The sequence below is a fragment of the Lysobacter silvisoli genome, from assembly GCF_003382365.1.
In the GTDB taxonomy this organism is placed as follows: domain Bacteria; phylum Pseudomonadota; class Gammaproteobacteria; order Xanthomonadales; family Xanthomonadaceae; genus Lysobacter; species Lysobacter silvisoli.
Genome location: NZ_QTSU01000001.1, coordinates 1,933,922 through 1,953,418 on the forward strand (window position 1 = coordinate 1,933,922; position 19,497 = coordinate 1,953,418).

Annotated in this window: 24 protein-coding genes; 18 read left to right on the forward strand and 6 right to left on the reverse strand. The window is 69.8% G+C overall.

From position 1 onward, the window contains the following. The 7 genes from DX914_RS08485 to dxs all read left to right on the forward strand — a co-directional run bounded on the left by DX914_RS08485 (nucleotide 1) and on the right by dxs (nucleotide 8,105). Nucleotides 1–717 (forward strand): sensor histidine kinase, encoded by a 717-nt coding sequence (locus DX914_RS08485; RefSeq protein WP_115858553.1) that lies wholly within the window; start codon nucleotides 1–3, stop codon nucleotides 715–717. Nucleotides 718–762: 45 nt separating this feature from the next. Further along, nucleotides 763–1,413, forward strand: coding sequence for a response regulator (locus tag DX914_RS08490; protein WP_115858554.1), 651 nt, complete (start codon nucleotides 763–765; stop codon nucleotides 1,411–1,413). Nucleotides 1,414–1,618: 205 nt separating this feature from the next. Then, the gene (locus tag DX914_RS08495; protein WP_115858555.1) at nucleotides 1,619–2,092 is read left to right on the forward strand and encodes an LEA/WHy family protein; all 474 of its coding nucleotides are present in this window, start codon (nucleotides 1,619–1,621) and stop codon (nucleotides 2,090–2,092) included. Between the two features lie 45 nt (nucleotides 2,093–2,137). Further along, nucleotides 2,138–3,928, forward strand: a complete 1,791-nt coding sequence (locus DX914_RS08500) for an acyl-CoA dehydrogenase C-terminal domain-containing protein (protein ID WP_115858556.1) — start codon at nucleotides 2,138–2,140, stop codon at nucleotides 3,926–3,928. 288 nt (nucleotides 3,929–4,216) lie between these two features. Then, nucleotides 4,217–4,729 (forward strand): HNH endonuclease, encoded by a 513-nt coding sequence (locus tag DX914_RS08505; RefSeq protein ID WP_231118234.1) that lies wholly within the window; start codon nucleotides 4,217–4,219, stop codon nucleotides 4,727–4,729. 150 nt (nucleotides 4,730–4,879) lie between these two features. Continuing rightward, nucleotides 4,880–6,061, forward strand: coding sequence for a hypothetical protein (locus DX914_RS20365; protein ID WP_196778850.1), 1,182 nt, complete (start codon nucleotides 4,880–4,882; stop codon nucleotides 6,059–6,061). A 133-nt stretch (nucleotides 6,062–6,194) separates the two neighbouring features. Next, on the forward strand, nucleotides 6,195–8,105 hold the full coding sequence (dxs, locus tag DX914_RS08520; RefSeq protein WP_115858558.1) for a 1-deoxy-D-xylulose-5-phosphate synthase: 1,911 nt from the start codon (nucleotides 6,195–6,197) through the stop codon (nucleotides 8,103–8,105). A 95-nt stretch (nucleotides 8,106–8,200) separates the two neighbouring features. Here the strand turns inward: dxs and DX914_RS08525 are convergent, their stop codons facing one another. The 3 genes from DX914_RS08525 to DX914_RS08535 are packed head-to-tail and all read right to left on the reverse strand — an operon-like array spanning nucleotide 8,201 to nucleotide 10,454. Beyond that, nucleotides 8,201–8,530 carry a DUF3325 domain-containing protein gene (locus tag DX914_RS08525; protein ID WP_115858559.1) on the reverse strand — a complete coding sequence of 110 codons (330 nt, stop codon included), beginning with the start codon at nucleotides 8,528–8,530 and terminating at the stop codon, nucleotides 8,201–8,203. Nucleotides 8,531–8,542: 12 nt separating this feature from the next. Next, complete coding sequence (locus DX914_RS08530) at nucleotides 8,543–10,111, reverse strand: PepSY-associated TM helix domain-containing protein (RefSeq protein ID WP_115858560.1); 1,569 nt, start codon at nucleotides 10,109–10,111, stop codon at nucleotides 8,543–8,545. 10 nt (nucleotides 10,112–10,121) lie between these two features. Then, complete coding sequence (locus DX914_RS08535; RefSeq protein ID WP_196778851.1) at nucleotides 10,122–10,454, reverse strand: hypothetical protein; 333 nt, start codon at nucleotides 10,452–10,454, stop codon at nucleotides 10,122–10,124. 187 nt (nucleotides 10,455–10,641) lie between these two features. Between DX914_RS08535 and DX914_RS08540 the strand changes: the two genes are divergently transcribed. The 3 genes from DX914_RS08540 to DX914_RS08550 all read left to right on the forward strand — a co-directional run bounded on the left by DX914_RS08540 (nucleotide 10,642) and on the right by DX914_RS08550 (nucleotide 12,528). Continuing rightward, nucleotides 10,642–11,640, forward strand: coding sequence for a TraB/GumN family protein (locus DX914_RS08540; protein ID WP_115858561.1), 999 nt, complete (start codon nucleotides 10,642–10,644; stop codon nucleotides 11,638–11,640). 64 nt (nucleotides 11,641–11,704) lie between these two features. Then, entirely contained in the window at nucleotides 11,705–12,010 is a 306-nt protein-coding gene (locus DX914_RS08545) for an NIPSNAP family protein (RefSeq protein ID WP_115858562.1), read from the forward strand. Nucleotides 12,011–12,042: 32 nt separating this feature from the next. Continuing rightward, complete coding sequence (locus tag DX914_RS08550) at nucleotides 12,043–12,528, forward strand: hypothetical protein (RefSeq protein WP_115858563.1); 486 nt, start codon at nucleotides 12,043–12,045, stop codon at nucleotides 12,526–12,528. 615 nt (nucleotides 12,529–13,143) lie between these two features. On the opposite strand, the gene DX914_RS08555 is transcribed toward DX914_RS08550, so the two are convergent. Both DX914_RS08555 and purT read right to left on the reverse strand, forming a co-directional pair. Next, on the reverse strand, nucleotides 13,144–13,506 hold the full coding sequence (locus tag DX914_RS08555) for a hypothetical protein (protein WP_115858564.1): 363 nt from the start codon (nucleotides 13,504–13,506) through the stop codon (nucleotides 13,144–13,146). Nucleotides 13,507–13,552: 46 nt separating this feature from the next. Beyond that, nucleotides 13,553–14,752 (reverse strand): formate-dependent phosphoribosylglycinamide formyltransferase, encoded by a 1,200-nt coding sequence (purT, locus tag DX914_RS08560; RefSeq protein ID WP_115858565.1) that lies wholly within the window; start codon nucleotides 14,750–14,752, stop codon nucleotides 13,553–13,555. Nucleotides 14,753–14,859: 107 nt separating this feature from the next. Between purT and DX914_RS08565 the strand changes: the two genes are divergently transcribed. The 8 genes from DX914_RS08565 (at nucleotide 14,860) to DX914_RS08595 (ending at nucleotide 19,101) form a co-directional block, all read left to right on the forward strand. Next, complete coding sequence (locus tag DX914_RS08565) at nucleotides 14,860–15,777, forward strand: SdiA-regulated/phytase-like domain-containing protein (RefSeq protein WP_115858566.1); 918 nt, start codon at nucleotides 14,860–14,862, stop codon at nucleotides 15,775–15,777. Nucleotides 15,778–15,934: 157 nt separating this feature from the next. Continuing rightward, a complete protein-coding gene (locus tag DX914_RS08570; RefSeq protein WP_115858567.1) occupies nucleotides 15,935–16,798 on the forward strand; it encodes an SPFH domain-containing protein in 864 nt (287 codons plus the stop codon). A gap of 7 nt (nucleotides 16,799–16,805) precedes the next feature. Continuing rightward, nucleotides 16,806–17,177 (forward strand): hypothetical protein, encoded by a 372-nt coding sequence (locus DX914_RS08575; RefSeq protein WP_115858568.1) that lies wholly within the window; start codon nucleotides 16,806–16,808, stop codon nucleotides 17,175–17,177. Next, nucleotides 17,174–17,365: a type II toxin-antitoxin system antitoxin gene (locus DX914_RS08580; RefSeq protein ID WP_115858569.1), complete on the forward strand. Its 192-nt coding sequence runs from the start codon at nucleotides 17,174–17,176 to the stop codon at nucleotides 17,363–17,365. Before DX914_RS08575 ends, DX914_RS08580 begins: the two co-directional genes overlap by 4 nt. Further along, on the forward strand, nucleotides 17,362–17,544 hold the full coding sequence (locus DX914_RS08585) for a hypothetical protein (protein WP_196778852.1): 183 nt from the start codon (nucleotides 17,362–17,364) through the stop codon (nucleotides 17,542–17,544). Before DX914_RS08580 ends, DX914_RS08585 begins: the two co-directional genes overlap by 4 nt. 35 nt (nucleotides 17,545–17,579) lie before the next feature. Then, nucleotides 17,580–17,717 (forward strand): hypothetical protein, encoded by a 138-nt coding sequence (locus tag DX914_RS20205; protein WP_158549221.1) that lies wholly within the window; start codon nucleotides 17,580–17,582, stop codon nucleotides 17,715–17,717. Nucleotide 17,718: 1 nt separating this feature from the next. Next, the gene (locus tag DX914_RS08590) at nucleotides 17,719–18,261 is read left to right on the forward strand and encodes a PH domain-containing protein (protein ID WP_115858570.1); all 543 of its coding nucleotides are present in this window, start codon (nucleotides 17,719–17,721) and stop codon (nucleotides 18,259–18,261) included. A 9-nt stretch (nucleotides 18,262–18,270) separates the two neighbouring features. Next, nucleotides 18,271–19,101 (forward strand): M15 family metallopeptidase, encoded by an 831-nt coding sequence (locus DX914_RS08595; RefSeq protein WP_115858571.1) that lies wholly within the window; start codon nucleotides 18,271–18,273, stop codon nucleotides 19,099–19,101. Nucleotides 19,102–19,116: 15 nt separating this feature from the next. Here the strand turns inward: DX914_RS08595 and DX914_RS08600 are convergent, their stop codons facing one another. Next, nucleotides 19,117–19,494, reverse strand: coding sequence for a hypothetical protein (locus DX914_RS08600; protein ID WP_115858572.1), 378 nt, complete (start codon nucleotides 19,492–19,494; stop codon nucleotides 19,117–19,119). Nucleotides 19,495–19,497 lie beyond the last annotated feature (3 nt).

Below are 19,497 nucleotides of genomic sequence, written 5' to 3' on the forward strand. Positions count from 1 at the left end.
ATGGACGAGCTCGCCGACCTGCGCCACCAGTACCGCGAGCTGCTCGAGCGCCTGGAGCGCAACGAACGCGAATTCCGCCGCCTGGGCCGCGCGGTGTGGCGGGTGCAGGAAGACGAGCGCCGACGCCTGGCGCGCGAGCTGCACGACGGCATCGGCCAGAACCTGACCGTGCTCAAGCATCGCCTCGGCCAGCTCGACCAAGCCCTGCCGCCCGGCGACGGCGACGCCCGCAATACCCTGGCCGCGGCCCTGGCGCTGTGCGGCGATACCCTGCAGGACACCCGCGAACTCTCGCGCCTGCTGCGCCCGCCCATCCTCGACGACCTGGGCCTGGAAGCCGCGCTGCGCTGGCTGGTGCGCAGCCAGGCCGAGACCAGCGGCGCGGCCATCGACCTGGACATCGCGCCGCTGCCGGCGCTGGACGGCGAAGTGCAGACCCTGCTGTTCCGTGTCGCTCAGGAAGCCCTGAACAACGCCGCCAAGCACGCGCAGGCGCGCCATGTGCACGTGCAACTGGCGATGCGCGAAGGCGGCGTGCAGCTGCTGGTGCAGGACGACGGCCGCGGCTGCGACCCCGACCAGGTCCTGCACAGCGGCGGCAGCGGCCTGGGCGGCATGCGCGAGCGCCTGCGCCTTTATGGTGGCCTGCTGCAGCTGCGCAGCGTGCCAGGCGAAGGCCTGCGCCTGAGCGCGCGCGTGCCCTTGGCGCCGGCCTGAACGAAGACGCTTGACGAGCGGCGGGCGCACGCGCAGCGTAAAGCCATGGGGACCAAGACCGTGCGCGTACTGATCGCCGACGACCACACCATGGTTCGCGAGAGCCTGGTCGGCCTGCTCCAGGCCGATGGCGACGTCCAGGTGGTGGCGCAGGCCGCCGACGGCCTGGAGACCCTGGAAAAAGCCGTGGCCACCCGCCCGGACGTGGTCATCACCGACATCTCCATGCCGCGCTTGAACGGCATCGAGGTGGTCCGCCGGCTGTGCGAGGCCCTGCCCGACACCCGCGTGCTGGTGCTGACCATGCACCAGGAAAACGAGTACGTGCTGCAAGCCGTGCGCGTGGGCGCCTCAGGCTACATGGTCAAGGACAGCGCCGCCTCCGAACTGCTGGCCGCGGTGCGCGGCGTGCACGCCGGCCACGGCTATTTCGGCCCGCAGGCCGCGCGCGCGCTGGCCGAACAGCTGCAACATCCCGAGCGCGACCTGGGCGATCCCTACGGCCGCCTGACCGCGCGCGAACGCGAGGTCTTCCACCTGATCGCCGAAGGCCACACCACCAAGGAAATCGCGCGCGAGCTGTCGATCAGCGTCAAGACCGCCGAGAACCACCGCGCGCGGGTGCTGGCCAAGCTGGACGTGCGCAATACCGCGGAGCTGGTGCGGTATGCGCTGCGCAAGGGGTTGGTGGACTGAGGGGCGGGAGCAAGAGCAAATCCCCCTAGCCCCCTTTTTCAAAGGCGGGAATCAAAACCGAAGGGCGATGACGTTGCTGCTGTTCCCCCTTTGAAAAGGGGGGGCAGGGGGGATTTGCTTTTAGCGCCCCAACCCCACTCCGCCCCCACCCTACGCCGTAGTATCCTCCCGCTTCCCATCACGGCGGAGCGGCGGCATGAAGGCAATGCGTTGGACTCGTGGATTGGCCCTGGCGCTGTGCGCGCTGATCCTGGCCGCCTGTACCGGCGGGCCGGTCAAGCGCGTGTCCGAGCCGGCCGCACGGATCCAGCAGCTCACCGTGCGCGCCGACGGCAGCTGGTCGGCGGAACTGCGGATCGAGAACTTCAGCAGCATCCCCATGCGCTTCGACCGCTTCGACCTGGCCCTGAGCCTGGGCGAGGACGCCGCCGGCCGCCTGCAGGGCACGCCGGCGCTGTCGATCGGCCCGGAATCGGCCGACGTGGTCGTGGTGACCCTGCAACCCAACGGCCCGGCCAAGCTGGCCATCGCCGACGCGCTGTCGGCGCGCCGCAGCGTGTCCTACACGCTCAAGGGCAGTCTGACCGCCACCCCCGACGAAAAGAAGCAGCGCGACTTCGACGTGCAGCGCAGCAGCGCGCTGAGCCCCGCGCCGGGCCTGCCCGGCGTGCTGCGCTGAGCCGCGCACCGCTCCCCCTCTTTCTCTAGCCGAATCCGGATCGCCATGAGCACTTACAAAGCCCCACTCGCCGACATGCGCTTCGCCCTGTTCGACGTGCTCGACGCCGAAACCCAGTTCCAGCGCATGGGCTTCGCCGACGCCAGCCGCGACGTGCTCGACGCCGTGCTCGAGGAAGGCGCGCGCTTCACCGAAACCGTGCTCGCACCGCTCAACCGCGTCGGCGACGAAATCGGCTGCAGCTACGACAAGGCCAGCGGCGCGGTGACCACGCCGCCGGGCTTCAAGCAGGCCTACGCGCAGTACGTCGAAGGCGGCTGGGCCGGCCTGGTCTCGCCGACCGAGTTCGGCGGCCAGGGCCTGCCGCACGCGGCCGGCGTGCCGCTGAAGGAAATGATCGACGCGGCCAACCTGGCCTGGGGCAACTTCCCGCTGCTCTCGCACGGCGCCACCGAGGCGCTGCTGCACCACGGCGAGGCCTGGCAGCAGGAAGTGTTCCTCAAGCCGCTGGTCGAAGGCCGCTGGACCGGCACCATGTGCCTGACCGAACCGCACTGCGGCACCGACCTGGGCCTGCTCAAGACCCGCGCCGAACCGCAGGACGACGGCAGCTACGCCGTCACCGGCACCAAGATCTTCATCACCGCCGGCGAGCACGACTTCACCGACAACATCGTCCATCTGGTGCTGGCGCGCCTGCCGGACGCGCCGGCCGGCAGCAAGGGCATCTCGCTGTTCCTGGTGCCCAAGGTGCGCGTGGCCCGCGACGGCACGCTCGGCGGTGCCAACGCGGTGCGCTGCGGCGCGCTGGAACACAAGATGGGCATCCACGGCTCGGCCACCTGCGTGATGAACTTCGACGGCGCCCAGGGTTATCTGATCGGCCAGCCGCACAAGGGCCTGATGGCGATGTTCACCATGATGAACACCGCGCGCCTGGCGGTGGGTCTGCAAGGCCTGGGCCTGTCCGACCGCGCCCTGCAGAACGGCCTGAACTACGCGCGCGAACGCCTGCAGATGCGCGCGCTGTCCGGCGCCAAGTTCCCCGACAAGCCGGCCGATCCGATCATCGTCCACCCCGACGTGCGCCGCATGCTGCTGACCTGCAAGGCCCTGGTCGAAGGCGGCCGGGTCATGGGCTATCACGGCGCGCTGCTGGTCGATGTAGCCCACCACGCCAGCGACGCCGCCGAGCGCGAACGCGCCGACGCCCTGGTCGGCTTCATGACCCCCATCGTCAAGGCCTGCCTGACCGAATGGGGCGTGGAATGCACCTACCACGCGCTGCAGTGCTACGGCGGCCACGGCTACATCGCCGAGCACGGCATGGAGCAGCTGGCGCGCGACGCGCGCATCACCACCTTGTACGAAGGCACCACCGGCATCCAGGCGCTGGACCTGCTCGGCCGCAAGGTCATGCAGCAGCAGGGCGCCGGCCTGCGCGCGATGCTGGAGGACATCGAGACCTTCTGCGCCGCCAACGCCGGCAACGCCGCGGTCGCCGAGTTCATCGGCCCATTGCGCGAACAAGCCGCGCAGTGGCAGCAGCTGACCATGAAGATCGGCCAGCGCGCGGTCGCCGACGCCGACGAAGTGGGCGCGGCCGCTTACGACTATCTGATGTACTCCGGCTACGTCGCCCTGGCCTATTGGTGGGCGCGCAGCGTCGCCGCCGCCGAGGCCTCGGCGCAGACCCAGGCGTTCAAGGACGGCAAGCGCGAAACCGCGCGCTTCTACTACGCGCGCATCCTGCCGCGCACCCTGGCCCACGCCCAGGCCATCGCCGCGCCGCTGTCCACCCTGACCGCGCTGGACGCCGACGCGTTCGACGCCTGAAACAGCTGTATTCGGCGCGGCCGCGACCCGGCCGCGCCGCGGTTTCCCGCTTCAGCTACCCAAACCGTCATCAAACGGGTATAAGCTGATGTCCCGATGGAGACCGATAGAGCGAACTTACGCCTGGTCCGAACCGGAACCCACGCAGAGCGACTGCTGCGTGAGCCGGACCCTACGGTCGTCCCTGTGGATGCCGCACACCGCTTCGCCGGCCCCCGCTCCGTTTCCGACCGCTTCAACGCCGTGCGGCTGCTGTCGCTCGACGCGCACGGGCGCGTGCTGGACTGGATGAACTGGCAGGAAGCGACCTGCCTGTACGTGCGCGGCGCCGTGGCCTGGACCTTGGGCGATCCCTGCCTGCGCGTGCACGGCGGCACCAGCCGGCTCAGCGGCGAGCAGAGCGTGATCGAACTGCACCCGATCGTGGCCGCGCGCGGCCATGCCCGCAGCCATGCCCTGGACCCGACTCCCGCGCTGACCAACGCCGCGCTGTTCGCGCGCGACGACTACCTGTGCCTGTACTGCGGCCGCGACTTCACCCGACCGCACCTGACCCGCGACCACGTGATCCCGGTGTCCAAGGGCGGCCGCGACATCTGGGAGAACGTGGTCGCCGCCTGCTTCCACTGCAACTCGCGCAAGGGCAACCGCACCCCGCAGCAGGCCGGCATGCCGCTGCTGGCGGTGCCGTACCGGCCCAGCTGGGTCGAGCATCTGATCCTGTCCAACCGCAACATCCTGGCCGACCAGATGGCGTTCCTGCGCAACCAGCTGCCCAAGAACACCCGTCTGCAGGCGTGAACGGCAAGCCGTGACGTGGGTCGCGGTCTGGCGACCGTGCGCCGGCGCACCTGCCGAACTGCGCTGGTTTGCGACGTTCTGCGCGCGTTGACGACACGCAGGCGGTCCGCAACACTCGTCCACCACGAGCACGCACGACGGACGTAAAAGATGGCCTTGACCCTCGGTCTGACCGGCATGGACCCGGCGACGGAGACCGCACTGCAGGCGGCCTTCAAGGATGCCAACTCCCGCTTGGGAAGCCGCTGGCAGCTGCTGCCGGAAAGCCAGGCCGATTATGTGGTCGTGGACATGGACAGCATGTACGGCCCGATGAGCTGGCTGCGCCTGCATGCCGCCGGCAAGAGCGTGATCGCGCTGACCTCGGCGCAACGCACCCAGGCCGACTACCGCCTGGCCCAGCCTTTCGACGCCAACGGTATCGGCGAATTGTTGCGCGAGATCGCGAGCCAGGCCGGACAGCCGCTGGAACCCGCGCCCGCGCCGCCGGCGATGGCCGCCGCGCCTGCGCCCGCTCCCGCGATCGCACCGGCGCCTGCACCCGCTCCGGCGCCGGTGCTCGATAGCGCCGTCGAGATCCCCATGGGCAACGTGCCGGCTGCCGCGCCGAAGCCCGCTCCTGCGCCCGCGCCTGCTCCGGCACCCGCTCCGGCACCCGCTCCGGCCCCGGCACCCGCCCCTGCGCCCGCCGCAGCGGCGCCGCGCGCACCGGCTCCCGCACCCGCTCCGGCACCTGCACCCGCCCCGGCACCGGCACCGATTCCCGCCGCGGCCAGCGCCGGCGACGCGCTGCTGGTCTGGCTGACCTCCGGGCGCCTGCGCGGCCGCGTGCGCCTGCGCGGCGACGAGCCCCTGTTCATCGACGCCGAGCAGCGCCAGTACCACGGCCCGGCCGCGCTCAAGCCGCTGGCCGCGTACTTCGACAAGGCCAAGACCGCCGCCGATTTCGAAGCCGTCGACGGCGCCGCCTGGGCCGCCGCGGTCGCGCCGCTGGGCGAGGCCATGCCGCTGTCGCGCCTGGTCTGGTTCGGCAGCCTGCTCGCCGGCCGCGGCGTGCTCGCGCCGGGCTACGACCCGCAGCGCCGCTACCTGATGGTGAAGTGGCCGCAGACCGAGCGCGAATACCCCAAGCACTTCCGCATCGCCACGGTGATGATGAAAGGCCCGGCGACCCTGGCCGAGATCACCGAAGCCAGCGGCGTGCCGGCCACGGACGTGGCCGACTTCGTCAACGCCAACTTGGCCACCGGCTTCGCCGAGCCCGAGTCCGAGCCCGATCCGGTGGAACCGGCCAAGGCCGGCGGCCTGTTCGGGCGCCTGCGCGGGCGTTGAGCGCCCGCACACGGCCTTGCGGCCGCTCCACACCTGGACAAATCGTCTCAGACTGAACCCGGAGCGCCGCGCTTCTTGCCCGCCTCACACAGGGGCGGGACAATGACCGACTGAACGCCAGAATCCGTCGGTAATGATCGATCCGCAGCGCTACCCGCGTCTTTCCCGCATCCAAGTTCCCGCCGACCTGCGCCAGTTCCCGGAAGAGGAACTGCCGGCCATCGCGGAGGAACTGCGCGCCTACCTGATCGAACAGGTCGCCCTGGTCGGCGGCCACTTCGGCGCCGGGCTCGGCGTGATCGAACTGACCGTGGCCCTGCACTGGCTGTACGAAACGCCGGTGGACCGCCTGGTCTGGGACGTGGGCCACCAGAGCTATCCGCACAAAATCCTCACCGGCCGCCGCGACAGCATTCACACCGTCAAGCAGAAGGACGGCGTGGCGCCGTTCCCCAAGCGCGACGAATCCGAGTACGACACGCTCGGCGTCGGCCACAGCTCCACCTCCATTTCGGCCGCGCTGGGCATGGCGGTGGCGCTGCAGCGCCGCGGCGACGAGCGCAAGGTGGTGGCGGTGATCGGCGACGGCGCGATGACCGCCGGCATGGCCTTCGAGGCGCTGGCCCATGCCGGCGGCATGACCGACCCCGAACCGAATCTGCTGGTGATCCTCAACGACAACCAGATGTCGATCTCCGAGAACGTCGGCGGCGTGACCAAGATGCTGGGCCGCCTGACCGGCAGCCGCACGCTCAACGCGCTGCGCGAGGGCGGCAAGAAATTGCTCGGCGACAAGAACAAGCCTGCGGCCAAGTTCGTGCGCCGCTGGGAAGAACACTGGAAGGGCATGTTCGTGCCTTCGACTTTCTTCGAGGAAGTCGGCTTCCACTACACCGGCCCCATCGACGGCCACGACCTGCCCGCGCTGCTGGGCGCGATGAAGACGCTCAAGGGCCTCAAGGGGCCGCAGCTGCTGCACATCATCACCACCAAGGGCAAAGGCTACGAACTGGCCGAAGACGACCAGATCGGCTACCACGCGGTGGGCCCGTTCGATCCCGAGAAGGGCCTGGTCAGCAAGCCCGGCGCCAAGAAGCCGACCTACACCGACATCTTCAGCGACTGGCTGTGCGACATGGCCGCCGCCGACGAGCGCCTGATGGGCATCACCCCGGCCATGCGCGAAGGCTCGGGCCTGGTGCGCTTCAGCAAGGAATACCCGCAGCGCTATTTCGACGTGGCCATCGCCGAGCAGCACGCGGTGACCCTGGCCGCGGGCATGGCCATCGAAGGCGCCAAGCCGGTGGTGGCGATCTATTCCACCTTCCTGCAGCGCGGTTACGACCAGCTCGTGCACGACGTGGCGATCCAGAACCTGGACGTGCTGTTCGCGATCGACCGCGGCGGCGTGGTCGGCCCCGACGGCGCGACCCATGCCGGCAACCTGGACCTGTCCTACCTGCGCTGCGTGCCGAACATGGTGGTGATGGCGCCGGCCGACGAGGACGAGTGCCGCAAGATGCTGTCCACCGGCTTTGGCTACCAGGGCCCGGCCGCGGTGCGCTACCCGCGCGGCACCGGCCCCGGCACGGCGGTGCAGCCGAACCTGGACACGCTGCCCATCGGCAAGGCCGAAGTGCGCCGCAACGGTTCGCGCGTGGCCCTGCTCGCCTTCGGCGCGATCGTACCGGCGGCCGAACAGGTCGCCGCCGAACTCGGCCTGACCCTGGTCAACATGCGCTACGTCAAACCGCTGGACCGCGCGCTGGTGCTGGAACTGGCCAAGAGCCACGAAGGCTTCGTGACCCTGGAAGACAACGTGGTCGCCGGCGGCGCCGGCAGCGGCGTGGCCGAACTGCTGGCCGCCGAAGGCGTGCTGCTGCCGATCCTGCACCTGGGCCTGCCCGACGAATTCCAGCACCACGCCAGCCGCGAACAGCTGCTGGCCGAAGCGGGCCTGGATGCGGCGTCGATACGCGCCAGCGTGCTGGCGCGCTGGCCGCAGTTGCTGGGTGCGCCCGCGCCGCGTAGCGCGGCGCTCTAAAGGCGAAAAGCAAATCCTCCTCAATCCCTCTTTTTCAAAGGGGGAAGGCAAGCCGAGCAGCGGACGACGGGGGATTTGCTGTTGCTGTTGCTTGCTCAGCCCAGCAATACCGCCGTAGCCAGCCCGCTCAGCGCCGCGGCGAACGCCAACTTCGGACTGGCTCTGGGCCACAGCGTCAACGCCAACGACCAGGCCAAGGCCGACACGATCAGCGCCGCCGTCCAGAAGACCGGGCCTTGCGCCCAACCCCAGCCCTGCACGAACAGGGCGAAATCCGCCGCCAGCAACCCCCAGCCCACCGCGCGCATCGCGCGTGCACGCCTAGGCCGAAACGCTCCCGCGAACGCCTGCTGGTGGTGCTTCTCCAGCCCCAGGCTCAACAGGCACCACGCGGCGATTCCCAGACACAAACCCAGCCACAACATGCGCGCGCCTCCTCAGCGTTCCGCCAGCGCCGGCCCGCCGGCGCGCTCGCGCCGCCGCGACGCGCGCGCATCCTGCGGCTGCCGCGCCTTGGCGTAGCTGCGCCAGGCCAGCGCCGCGAAACCCGCGCCCAGCCCCAACGCGGTCAGATCCACCGCCGCCAGCGCCCAATCGCCGCGGCCCAGCGTGGCCAGCAGATGGCTGTTCGGCGCCGTCGCCAGGTTCACCAGCGGAATTGCCGCGAACGCCAAGGCATTCAAGCCGAACCACCGGCCCCAGCCGCGCCGGTGCACGGCCGGAATCGCCGCGTACAGCGAGGCCGCGATCCACACCGCGCAGAACACCGCGATCTCCGCGCCGCTGCGACCGGCCGCATCGGCCGCGATCAGCCGATTGCCGATCACCATCGCCGCACTGGCCAACGGCATGCCGCCGACCACGCCCAGGTTCAATGCCTGCACCAGGCCATAGCCCGACAGGCTGCCGGCCTCGGCGATCTTCTTGGCGCGCTTGTTCACCCATACCTGCAGGCCGCTGGCGATCATCACGCAACCGGCGATGCCCATCACGAAGTACAGCCAGCGCAATGCGCTGCCGCCCCACTGCGCCATGTGCAGGCCGCCGAGAAAGGTGTACGCGGTATAGCCCGCCGCCATCTCGCCGCTTTGGTGCAGGAAGCGCCCGTCGCCGGCGTCGTAGAACACCTGGCGGAAGTTCCAGGCCACATCGCGGCTGTGGTCGCCGCCGAAGGAAATGGTCGCGCTGGTGTCGTCGGGGTGGTGCACGCTCGCCCAGGTCACCGGCTCGCCCAGGCGCGCGCGCGCATCGGCCAGCAAGGCGTCGAGCGAGTGGATGCGCTGCAGCGGCTTGCCGGTCTCCGGCCGCTCATAGCTGTCGGCGGCCTCGACGAAGAACTTCTCCACGTCGCCGTCGTAGGCGGCGAACAATCCGGCCGGCATGTAGTTGGCGACGAAGATCGCCACGCCGGTGTAGGCGATCATCAGATAGAACGGCAGGCCCAGCACGCCGGTGAGGTTGTGCCCGTCCAGCCAGGCGCGCTGGCCGCCGGCCGTGGGCCGGAAGGTGAAAAAGTCCTTGAAGATGCGCTTGTGGATCACGATGCCGGTAACGATCGCCACCAGCATGAACATGCCGGCCAGGCCGACCACGTACATGCCCCAGGTTCCGGCGTGCAGGTTGTAGTGCAGGGTGAAGAAGAATTCGCCGCCTGCGGTCTCGGGCACGGCGGCGCCGGTGGACGGATCCAGGTCCAACAGGTCCGGGTCGCCGGCGTCGTAGTACACCCCGCCCTGCAGGGTCTTGCTGCGCTCGCCCGGCAAGGTGAGGTAGTAGGCGTGCGGGTGTTCTTTGGAAAGCTTCTGCAATTGCGCTACAGCCGCGTCCAGGCTCACCGCGTCCGCACCGCGCTCGTGGCCGTGCAGCGCCGGCTGCATCCAGTGGGTGAGCTCCTTGTCGAAGCAGGCGATGGTGCCGCCGACGAAGATCACGAACAGCAGCCAGCCCACGATCAGGCCGGTCCAGGTGTGCAGCCAGGCCATGGCCTGCGAGTAGGTGTTCTTCATGCGCGCGTCCTCACGGCCGGGCCGCGTAGCCGGGGAAGGCCCAGGCCACGGCGTACAGCGCCGCGGCGGCCAACAGCAGGGTCCACAGCGCGCGCCAGGCGCTCTTGGCCGCGAACGCGTGCATCGCCGCGTAGCACCACACCGCAAAGCACAGCAGGCTGGCCGCCACCACCCGGTCGCTGCGCGAGAACGGCAGCACCACGGTCAGGAACGCGGTGGATGCGTAGGCCAGCAAATAACCGGCGACCACCGCGGCGAACGCACGCACGGCGACGGCGCCGCGGTAACGCCACGGCAGGGATTTGCGTTTGCGCGCAGGCGCGGCGGCGGTAGTGGCGGACATGCGGGAGCCAGGTCGGGCGCAGCGGCGGCGCGCAGATCGCAGTCTATTTGATAATAGTTCTCATTAGCAAACATCGCGAGCGGCTGAACGGATGCCGCACGAGCGCGCGGCCCCACCCCGCCTCGCACTGCGAGTCTGCACACGAATCTGGCAGGCTCCACGCACCCTCACCCACGGATCGCAACGGATGCGCTTCGCCCTGCTCGCCTGCCTCGCGTTCTGCCTCGCTCCCGCCGCCCACGCGCAAAGCGCCGCGCCCGCTCCCGCCGAAGTCATCCGCGACGTCGACACCGTGGTGGTGTCCGGCGTGCTGCCCGGCCCGGGCATGTGGAAGGTCAGCCGCGGCGACCATGTGCTGTGGATCCTCGGCACGCTGAGCCCCGTGCCCAAGGGCATGACCTGGCTGTCGCGCGACGTCGAAGCGGTGATCGCGCAGTCGCAGGAGATCATCGAGCCGCCCTCGCTCAACGTCAGCAGCGACCTGGGCATGTTCCGCAGCATGCTGCTGATCCCCTCGGCGCTGAAGGCACGCAAGAACCCCGACGACAAGACGCTGCGCGAAGTGGTGCCGGCCGACTTGTACGCGCGCTGGCTGCCGCTGAAGGCGCGCTACATCGGCAGCGACCGCGGCGTGGAGAAATGGCGGCCGGTGTTCGCCGCGCAGGAACTGTATGAAGCCGCGATCCGCCGCTCCGGCCTGTCGCTGAGCGGCATCGTCTGGCCGGTGGTCAAGGAAAACGCCAAGAAGCATGAGGTCAAGCTCACGCCCTCGCGCCTGGAGATCAAGATCCAGGACCCCAAGGCCGCGATCAAGGAGTTCAACCAAAGCGCCCTGGCCGACACCGACTGCTTCGCCAAGACCCTGGCCCGCATCGAGGGCGACCTGGAAACCATGCGCGCACGCGCCAACGCCTGGGCCGTGGGCGACATCGAAGCCCTGCGCGCGCTGCCGCAGGGCGACCAGTACGAAGTCTGCGTGCGCGCGGTCACCGCCTCCGCCGTGGCCCAGCGCCTGGGCTTCGGCGACATGCGCGCGCGCGTCACCGAACATTGGCTGGGCAAGGCCGACGCCGCGCTGGCCAGCAACCGCGTCACCTTCGCCACCCTGCCGATCGCCGAACTGCTGCGCGAAGACGGCTACCTGGCCAAGCTCAAGGCGCGCGGCTACACGGTGGAGGAACCCTGAGCCGCTGCAGGCGTGCGCACGAGCGCGCATGCTAGGGTCGCGCATCGGACACCGGAGATCGACCTTGGTCACCTGCTACCTGCGCTACGTGCTCGACCCGGCCAAGCTGAGCGAGTTCGAAACCTACGCCCGCATGTGGATCCCGCTGGTCGAGCGCCTGGGCGGCACGCACCACGGCTACTTCCTGCCCGGCGAGGGGCCGAGCAATATCGCGCTGGCGTTGTTTTCGTTTCCTTCGCTGGCCGCCTATGAGATCTACCGCCAGCAGGCCGCCGACGATCCCGGTTGTCAGGCGGCGGTGCGCTATTACGAGGAAACGCGCTGCTTCTTGAGCTACGAGCGCAGCTTCTACCGGCCGGTGCTGGCGTGACGGCGGAGCGGCCGCGATCCGGGGGCGACTGAGTGCCCTTCACGCCCATCCACCTGGGCCCCGGCCTGGCGTTCAAGGCCATCGGCGGCCGCCATTTCAGTTTCATGGTGTTCGGCGGCGCCCAGGTGCTGATGGACATCGAGCCTTTGGTCGGCATCCTGCGCGGCTGGCCGGTGCTGCACGGCTACACCCATACCGTGTTGGGCGCCCTGTTGATCGGCCTGCTGGCCGGGGCGATCGGCCGGCCGATCAGCGAAACCTGTTTGCGCTGGCTGCGCCTTCCGCATGCGCCCTTCACTTGGCCGGCATCGTTCGCCGGCGGGCTGATCGGCACCTACTCGCATGTGTTGCTGGACGCGATCATGCACAGCGACATGCATCCGGCCTGGCCGCTGTCCGCCGCCAATCCGCTGCTGCGCTGGATTTCGGTGGATGAGTTGCACTTGCTGTGTTTGGGGCTGGGTTTGGCGGGGTTGGCGGCGATGGCCGTGCGGGCGGCCTGGGCGAGTTTGCGCTGAGGTTTTCGTAGGGGCGGACTGGCGCCGTGATGTGTAACTTCGCGCGCCCTCACCCCAACCCCTCTCCCGTGAACGGGAGAGGGGCTAAAGCAGCAAGCTGCGTCGAATGCATCCCCTCTCCCGCTTGCGGGAGAGGGCTAGGGTAAGGGGGTGAGCGAAGCGAATGCCCTTGACCCTCGCTCGGGCGCCGAACTCGCCATGCAAATAGAAGACCCGTAGGGCGGCGCACAGGAGGTGCGCCGTTTTTCGCTGGCACAGGATGTGCCATCGAAAAATCCCCGCGCAAACTCCGCTCTCGCACGGGAGCTCTGGCGAAGCGTTTTTCTTTGGTTACTTTCTTTTGACGCTTATCAAAAGAAAGTGACCCGGCCGCTTGCGGACGGAAGCTGTTGCTGTTGCTTCAACCAACACACCCACACACCTTCGCGAGCTCGGAGCGGATCGCGGCTCACGCCGCTCCTACAGAAAGCACATCCCGCAGAGACCGAAGCGTTCGTCGTCGTTGCGGGTCGCGGTCGCAGCTTGCGCAGCTCCTACAGGAGTGGGCGCAGCGTTCGTCGTAGCTGTAGGGCCGTGGTCGCGGCTTACGCCGCTCCTACCCAAAAGGCCGGCGCACTATTCGGCGGGCTTGTTCGGGCTATCCGGCGCGGGCGCAGGCGCCGCCTGCGGCACCACCACCACCGGCGTCGCATGCGCCACATGCGCCGGGCGCGGCCCGAAGCCGAAGGCTTCGTCGCTGCGCGCGGAGACGATCATGCGCACCATGTTGGTCGGCACCATGAGCTCCAGCGATACCGCCCGCCCCTCGCTGGTCTGCATCTCCAGCGTCATCTCGATCAGCGCGCCGGCGGTGTCGATTTCGCGGCACAGCACATGCGGGCCGCCGGGGCTGTCCAGCAGATAGGGCTTGATCGCCTCTCCCAGCGCTTCCAGCGCCTGCGGAAAAAAGAAAACGGCGTAGCCTCGCGATTCTTCCATTGCGGATCCCCCTGTCAGGACCGTGGTACGGAACGGGACGCCGCGCTCAGCGCAGCTCGATGGTCAATGCCGCGGCCGCCTCGCGCGCGCGCTCGCGCGCCGCGTCCACATCGGCACCCAGCGCCAGCGTGACCGCCACCCGGCGGTGGCCCTCCACGCGCGGCTTGCCGAACAAGCGCAGTTGGGTGTCGGCCTGCGTCAGCGCCGCGTCGACGCCGGAGAACACCGGCACGCCGTGGCCCTGCGCCAGCACCGCGCAGGATGCCGAGGGGCCGTATTCGCGGATCGCCGGAATCGGCAGGCCCAGGATCGCGCGCGCGTGCAGCGCGAACTCGCTCAGGTCCTGCGAAATCAGGGTGACCAGGCCGGTGTCGTGCGGCCGCGGCGAGACCTCGCTGAACCAGACCTCGTCGCCGCGCACGAACAACTCCACGCCGAACACGCCCCAGCCGCCCAGGTCGTCGGTGATCGCATGCGCGATCTGCTGCGCGCGCTCCAGCGCGCGCGGCGACATCGGCTGCGGCTGCCAGCTTTCGCGGTAGTCGCCGTCGCGCTGCAGGTGGCCGATGGGCGCGCAGAAGGTGGTGCCGCCGGCATGGCGCACGGTCAGCAGGGTGATCTCGTAATCGAAGTCGATGAAGCCCTCGACGATGACCCGGCCGGCGCCGGCGCGGCCGCCGGTCTGGGCGTAGTCCCAGGCGCGGTCCACGTCGTCGGTGCCGCGCACCAGGCTCTGGCCCTTGCCCGAGGACGACATCACCGGCTTGACCACGCAGGGCAGGCCGATCTCGGCCACGGCGGCGCGATAGTCCTCCACGGTGTCGACGAAACGGTAGGGCGAGGTCGGCAGCTGCAGGGTTTCGGCGGCCAGGCGGCGGATGCCCTCGCGGTCCATGGTCAGGCGCGCGGCGCGCGCGGTCGGAATCACCCGCGTATCGGTGCCGCGCTCGGCGAATTCGCGCTCCAGCTCCACCAGGGTCTGGGTGTGGATGGCCTCGATCTCCGGCACGATCAGGTGCGGGCGTTCGGCGGCGATCAGCGCGCGCACGGCCTGGCCATCGAGCATGTCCAGCACATGGCTGCGGTGCGCGACCTGCATGGCCGGCGCGTCGGCGTAGCGGTCGGCCGCGATCACCTCCACCCCGTAGCGCTGCAGTTCGATCGCCACCTCTTTGCCCAATTCGCCCGAACCGAGCAGCAACACGCGACAGGCGTGCGGGGACAGGGGCGTGCCGAGCGTGGTCATGCGGATTCCTGGCGATGCGTAGTGGAGGCTGACGCTAGTCTAACTTTCCGCGCACCGGATCGGGTCCGGACTGTCGGCGCGCGCGCCGGTCGTGCGATGCTTGCGCCATGCCGCGTTACGTGCCGCTCCCCCTGCGCGCCGTCGTCCTCGCCGCCGCGCTCGTCGCGGCGGGCGGTTGCGCGCGCCAGAAGCCCGGCGAGAGCGGCAGTTCGCTCAACGGCATGCTGGTCGACGGCCAGCTCGACGAGATCAGCGGCCTGGCCGCCTCGCGCCGCCACCGCGGCGTGCTGTGGATGATCGACGACGGCGGCAACCCCGAGCGCCTGTTCGCGGTGGCCACCGACGGCGAGCGCCGCGCGACCTACCGCGTCGAGGGCGTGACCAAGACCGACTGGGAGGACATCGCCTCCTTCCGCCTGGACGGCCGCGACTACCTGCTGATCGCCGACACCGGCGACAACGGCGGCCTGCGCCGCAGCCTGCAGTTGCACGTGATCGAGGAGCCGACCAAGCTGGAGAACGCGCGCCTGCGCCCGGCCTGGTCGATCGCCTTCCGCTGGCCCGACGGCGCGCGCGACTGCGAGGCGGTGGCGGTGGACGCGGCCAACGGCCGCATCCTGCTGATCTCGAAGAAGCGCCAGCCGCCGGAGTTGTTCACCCTGCCGCTGCGCCCGCGCGGCACCGAGCTGTTGACCGCGCAGCGCACCGGCGAGCTGGCCGGGGTGCCCGAACCCAGCGCCGAGCAGCTCAAGCAAAACCCGCGCGGCGCCCGCCTGCAAGGCCAGGTCACCGCCGCCGACGTCTCGCCCGACGGCCGCACCCTGGCGGTGATGACCTACCGCTACCTGCTGCTGTACCCGCGCCAGACCGGTCAGGGCTGGGGCAGCGCCGTCGCCGGCAAGCCCAAGGTCATCGCCCTGCCCTGGCTGCCCCAGGCCGAGGCCCTGGGCTGGTCGGCCGACGGCCGCGCCCTGTACGCCACGGGCGAGTTCGTGCCGGCGCCGCTGTACCGCATCACCCCCTGAAAGCCCGGGCCGCCGCGCGGCCCTCCCGTCCATCCGCCCCGCCGCCCAGCCCTGGGAGGCCCGCGACCGTTCGTCCGACGGCGCTTGCGAAGATTGATATCAATTTGATATCAATATCTCGAACCCACCATCAACCACCACGACGCGAGACCGCGCCATGAAAGAGAACCCGACCCGCTCCCTGTCCGGCATCCCGACCCTGCTGCTCCTGCTGGCGGCCGGCGCCTTCGCCTTCTGGCTGTTCGTCGGCGGCATCCAGGCCAAGGCCGATCTGCAGATCGCCGCCGCGATCGCCCTGGGCGCGCTGCTCTTCTTCGGCCTGATCGGCCTGTACAAGGTCGAGCCCAACCAGGCCGCCGTGCTGAGCCTGTTCGGCAAGTACGTGGGCACGGTCAAGGACAACGGCCTGCGCTGGAACAACCCCTTCTACGCCAAGAAGAAGGTCAGCCAGCGCGTGCGCAACTTCGAAAGCGGCAAGCTCAAGGTCAACGAACTCGACGGCAGCCCGATCGAGATCGCCGCGGTCATCGTCTGGCAGGTGGTGGACTCGGCCGAGGCCGTCTACAACGTGGACGACTACGAGAGCTTCGTCCACATCCAGTCCGAGTCGGCGCTGCGCGCCATGGCCACCAGCTACCCCTACGACCAGCACGAGGAAGGCCAGTTGGCCCTGCGCAGCCACGCCGCCGAGATTTCCCAGCACCTCAAGGACGAGTTGGCCGAACGCCTGGCCGACGCCGGCGTGCAGGTGCTGGACGCGCGCATCAGCCACCTGGCCTACGCACCGGAAATCGCCCACGCCATGCTCCAGCGCCAGCAGGCCAACGCGGTGATCGCCGCGCGCACCCGCATCGTCGCCGGCGCGGTGGGCATGGTCGAAATGGCCCTGGCCGAACTGCAGAAGAACGGCGTGGTGCATCTGGACGAGGAACGCAAGGCGCAGATGGTCAGCAACCTGCTGGTGGTGCTGTGCGGCGACCGCAGCACCCAGCCCATCGTCAACGCCGGCACCCTGTACTGAGGCGCGCATGGACAGCTCGCTCAACGCCCTGTTGCTGCCCGCGATCATGCTGGTCAGCGGCCTGCCGGTGCTGGTGGCCGCGGTGCTGGTCGGGCGCGGCCACCTGCACCTGATCAACGGCCTGGACGCCTCGCGCCTGCGCGATCCGGCCGCCGCGGCCGCGCGCTTCGCCCGCCTGCTGGCGCTGGTGGCCATCGCCATCTTCGCCTCGGCGCCGGGCTTCTACTGGGCGCACGGCGATGAGAGCCGCACCCTGGTCGTTGCGGCACTGCTGCTGGTCGCGGTCAACGGCCTGGCCGTGATCCTGCTGATGGCCGCGGCCAAGATCAAGCGCGAGTACCGCGACCCGCGCGCCGACGACCGGACCGGCCGCCGGTGAGCGAGAAGAAAGCCTACCCGCTGCGCATCAGTGCCGACGTGCTGACGGCGGCGCAGCGCTGGGCCGACGACGAGTTGCGTTCGCTCAATGCGCAGATCGAATACGTGCTGCGCGACGCCCTGCGCAAGGCCGGACGCCTGCCCAACCAACCCTCCGCACCGTCCACTCAGGAAGACGAAACGCCATGATCCACACGCAATGGAAGTACCTGGTCAGCGAAATCGGCCCGCAGTTGTTCGGCCCGTCGGCGAAGGAACGCGTCGCCGAGGAACTGAGCAAGCGCGGCACCCAGGGCTGGGAACTGGTGACCGCGCACTACGACTCCGCCGGCATGACCACCCGTCTGTTCTTCAAGCAACCGGCCTGAGCGCGATCGCGCCAGCCGCACCGAGGAGATTCGCCATGCTCCACATCGTCAAGCTGATCGAACGCCGCTTTTCGCCCGAGAAGGCGCCGCGGCGCCGCCCCGCCCTGGTCGCCTCGCTGCTGACGCTGTCGGCCACCGGCATGGTCCTGGGTTCGTTGTTGCTGCTGCGCTGAGATGACGCGCTACGCCGTTCCCGCCCCCGGCCGCGCGGCATTGCTGGTGCCCGCGGTCTCGCTGATCGCGGCGCTGGCAGGCGTGGCTTACGCGGTACTGCGCTCGCGCGAGGATCCGCAGGCGCTGCAACTGGCGTGGATCGCGCTGCCGGTGCTGGCGCTGGTGTCGGGCCTGATCTGGCTGGGCGCGCGCCGACGCTCGGTGGAATTGGATGGCGCCACCCTGATCGTGCGCGCCGGCCCGCATACGCGGCGCGTGCCGGTGTCGGAACTGGACCTGGCGCAGGCGCGCGTGGTCGATCTGGACGAGCACACCGGCCTGCGACCGTCGATCAAGACCCTGGGCAGCGCCCTGCCCGGTTACCAGGCTGGCTGGTTCCGCATGCGCGATGGCTGGCGCAAGGGCTACTACCTGCTCACCTCGCGCCAGCGCGTGCTGTGCCTGCCCGAACGCGGCGGTGCCACGCTGCTGCTGTCGCTGGAACAACCGCAGGCCTTGCTCGATGCACTGCAGGCCGTGGCGCCGCGGGGCCGCTCCCGCTAACCTGCGCGCATGCGCAGCGACGCCCGACGATCGGCCCGGGGCCCCAGCGGCACCGATCTCATCAACACACCGGACATCGAACTCTGGCCCGGCGGCCTGCTGCGCGCGCGCAACGGCCACGACGCCCGCGCCCTGGCGCGCGCGCGCCATGTGCTGCGGCGCAAGCGCGACGGCCAGTACCTGGCCGCCGACCTGCCCGAGGGCCTGCTGCCGCTGGTGCAGCGGCTGACCCGCGAGCCCGGCATCGAACAGGCCCTGGACGCGCTGCAGCGCGCCGCCGCGCCGCGCCGGCCGGGCCTGGAACGCATCGCCGAACTGCCTTTGGACCGGCTGGAAGAACGCCTGCACGCGCTGGGCCTGGACGCCGACGGCTACGGCGAGCGCACCGGCCTGGACCTGGTGCCCGAGCCCGACCGCCTGGCCTACGCCGGCCACGACCGCTACCGCCGCCCGCTGTGGCTGCACCCGCTGGCCGCGCGCGCCTGGTCGCACCTGCACGAGGCCGCGCTGCGCGACGGCGTGGTGCTGGAGGCGATCTCCGGCTACCGCAGCCACGACTACCAACTGGGCATCTTCGAACGCAAGCTCGCGCGCGGGCAGAGCGTGGAGCAGATCCTCACCGTCAACGCCGCGCCCGGCTACAGCGAACACCACTCCGGCCTGGCCCTGGACATCGGCGCGCCGGACCAGCCGCCGGCCGAGGAATCCTTCGAAACCACCGCCGCCTTCGCCTGGCTGCGCGAGCACGCGCCCGGCCGCGGTTTCGTCATGAGCTACCCGCGCGACAACCCGCATGGGATCGTGTACGAGCCGTGGCATTGGAAGTTCCTGGCCGCCTGAGCGGCCGGCACGAGCTCAGATCGTTTCTCCCAGCCTGAAGATGGGCAGGTACAACGCCCATGCGCACAGCGGCAATACCACCAGCGCGCCGAGCAGGCCGCACAGTCCGGCCGCGAGTGCGCGATAGCGGCGCCGCGGCCAGTACATCCGCACCAGCACGACTAAAAGCGGCAGCACCCACAGTCCCAGGTAGCCGTCTACCAACCAGCGTGTGGGCGGCGACAGTTCGGCCCCGAAAGAACGAAAGGTCTCCGCGAACATCGGCACGGCCAAGGTCGGCACCAGCGCGGCGAATACGGCCGACAGCAGGCCTAGGACGAGCCACAGCGGATGACCGGCACTGGTTGCGGGAGGAACGGAAGTAGCGGGAGCCTGGTAGGGATCGTGGGTCATGGC

Bases quoted from the DNA above. Each gene is read 5' to 3' on its own strand.
- DX914_RS08485 (WP_115858553.1), top strand. From the start codon at position 1: ATGGACGAGCTCGCCGACCTGCGCCACCAGTACCGCGAGCTGCTCGAG.
- DX914_RS08490 (WP_115858554.1), top strand. From the start codon at position 763: ATGGGGACCAAGACCGTGCGCGTACTGATCGCCGACGACCACACCATG.
- DX914_RS08495 (WP_115858555.1), top strand. From the start codon at position 1,619: ATGCGTTGGACTCGTGGATTGGCCCTGGCGCTGTGCGCGCTGATCCTG.
- DX914_RS08500 (WP_115858556.1), top strand. From the start codon at position 2,138: ATGAGCACTTACAAAGCCCCACTCGCCGACATGCGCTTCGCCCTGTTC.
- DX914_RS08505 (WP_231118234.1), top strand. From the start codon at position 4,217: ATGAACTGGCAGGAAGCGACCTGCCTGTACGTGCGCGGCGCCGTGGCC.
- DX914_RS20365 (WP_196778850.1), top strand. From the start codon at position 4,880: ATGGCCTTGACCCTCGGTCTGACCGGCATGGACCCGGCGACGGAGACC.
- dxs (WP_115858558.1), top strand. From the start codon at position 6,195: ATGATCGATCCGCAGCGCTACCCGCGTCTTTCCCGCATCCAAGTTCCC.
- DX914_RS08525 (WP_115858559.1), bottom strand. From the start codon at position 8,530: ATGTTGTGGCTGGGTTTGTGTCTGGGAATCGCCGCGTGGTGCCTGTTG.
- DX914_RS08530 (WP_115858560.1), bottom strand. From the start codon at position 10,111: ATGAAGAACACCTACTCGCAGGCCATGGCCTGGCTGCACACCTGGACC.
- DX914_RS08535 (WP_196778851.1), bottom strand. From the start codon at position 10,454: ATGTCCGCCACTACCGCCGCCGCGCCTGCGCGCAAACGCAAATCCCTG.
- DX914_RS08540 (WP_115858561.1), top strand. From the start codon at position 10,642: ATGCGCTTCGCCCTGCTCGCCTGCCTCGCGTTCTGCCTCGCTCCCGCC.
- DX914_RS08555 (WP_115858564.1), bottom strand. From the start codon at position 13,506: ATGGAAGAATCGCGAGGCTACGCCGTTTTCTTTTTTCCGCAGGCGCTG.
- purT (WP_115858565.1), bottom strand. From the start codon at position 14,752: ATGACCACGCTCGGCACGCCCCTGTCCCCGCACGCCTGTCGCGTGTTG.
- DX914_RS08565 (WP_115858566.1), top strand. From the start codon at position 14,860: ATGCCGCGTTACGTGCCGCTCCCCCTGCGCGCCGTCGTCCTCGCCGCC.
- DX914_RS08570 (WP_115858567.1), top strand. From the start codon at position 15,935: ATGAAAGAGAACCCGACCCGCTCCCTGTCCGGCATCCCGACCCTGCTG.
- DX914_RS08575 (WP_115858568.1), top strand. From the start codon at position 16,806: ATGGACAGCTCGCTCAACGCCCTGTTGCTGCCCGCGATCATGCTGGTC.
- DX914_RS08585 (WP_196778852.1), top strand. From the start codon at position 17,362: ATGATCCACACGCAATGGAAGTACCTGGTCAGCGAAATCGGCCCGCAG.
- DX914_RS20205 (WP_158549221.1), top strand. From the start codon at position 17,580: ATGCTCCACATCGTCAAGCTGATCGAACGCCGCTTTTCGCCCGAGAAG.
- DX914_RS08590 (WP_115858570.1), top strand. From the start codon at position 17,719: ATGACGCGCTACGCCGTTCCCGCCCCCGGCCGCGCGGCATTGCTGGTG.
- DX914_RS08595 (WP_115858571.1), top strand. From the start codon at position 18,271: ATGCGCAGCGACGCCCGACGATCGGCCCGGGGCCCCAGCGGCACCGAT.
- DX914_RS08600 (WP_115858572.1), bottom strand. From the start codon at position 19,494: ATGACCCACGATCCCTACCAGGCTCCCGCTACTTCCGTTCCTCCCGCA.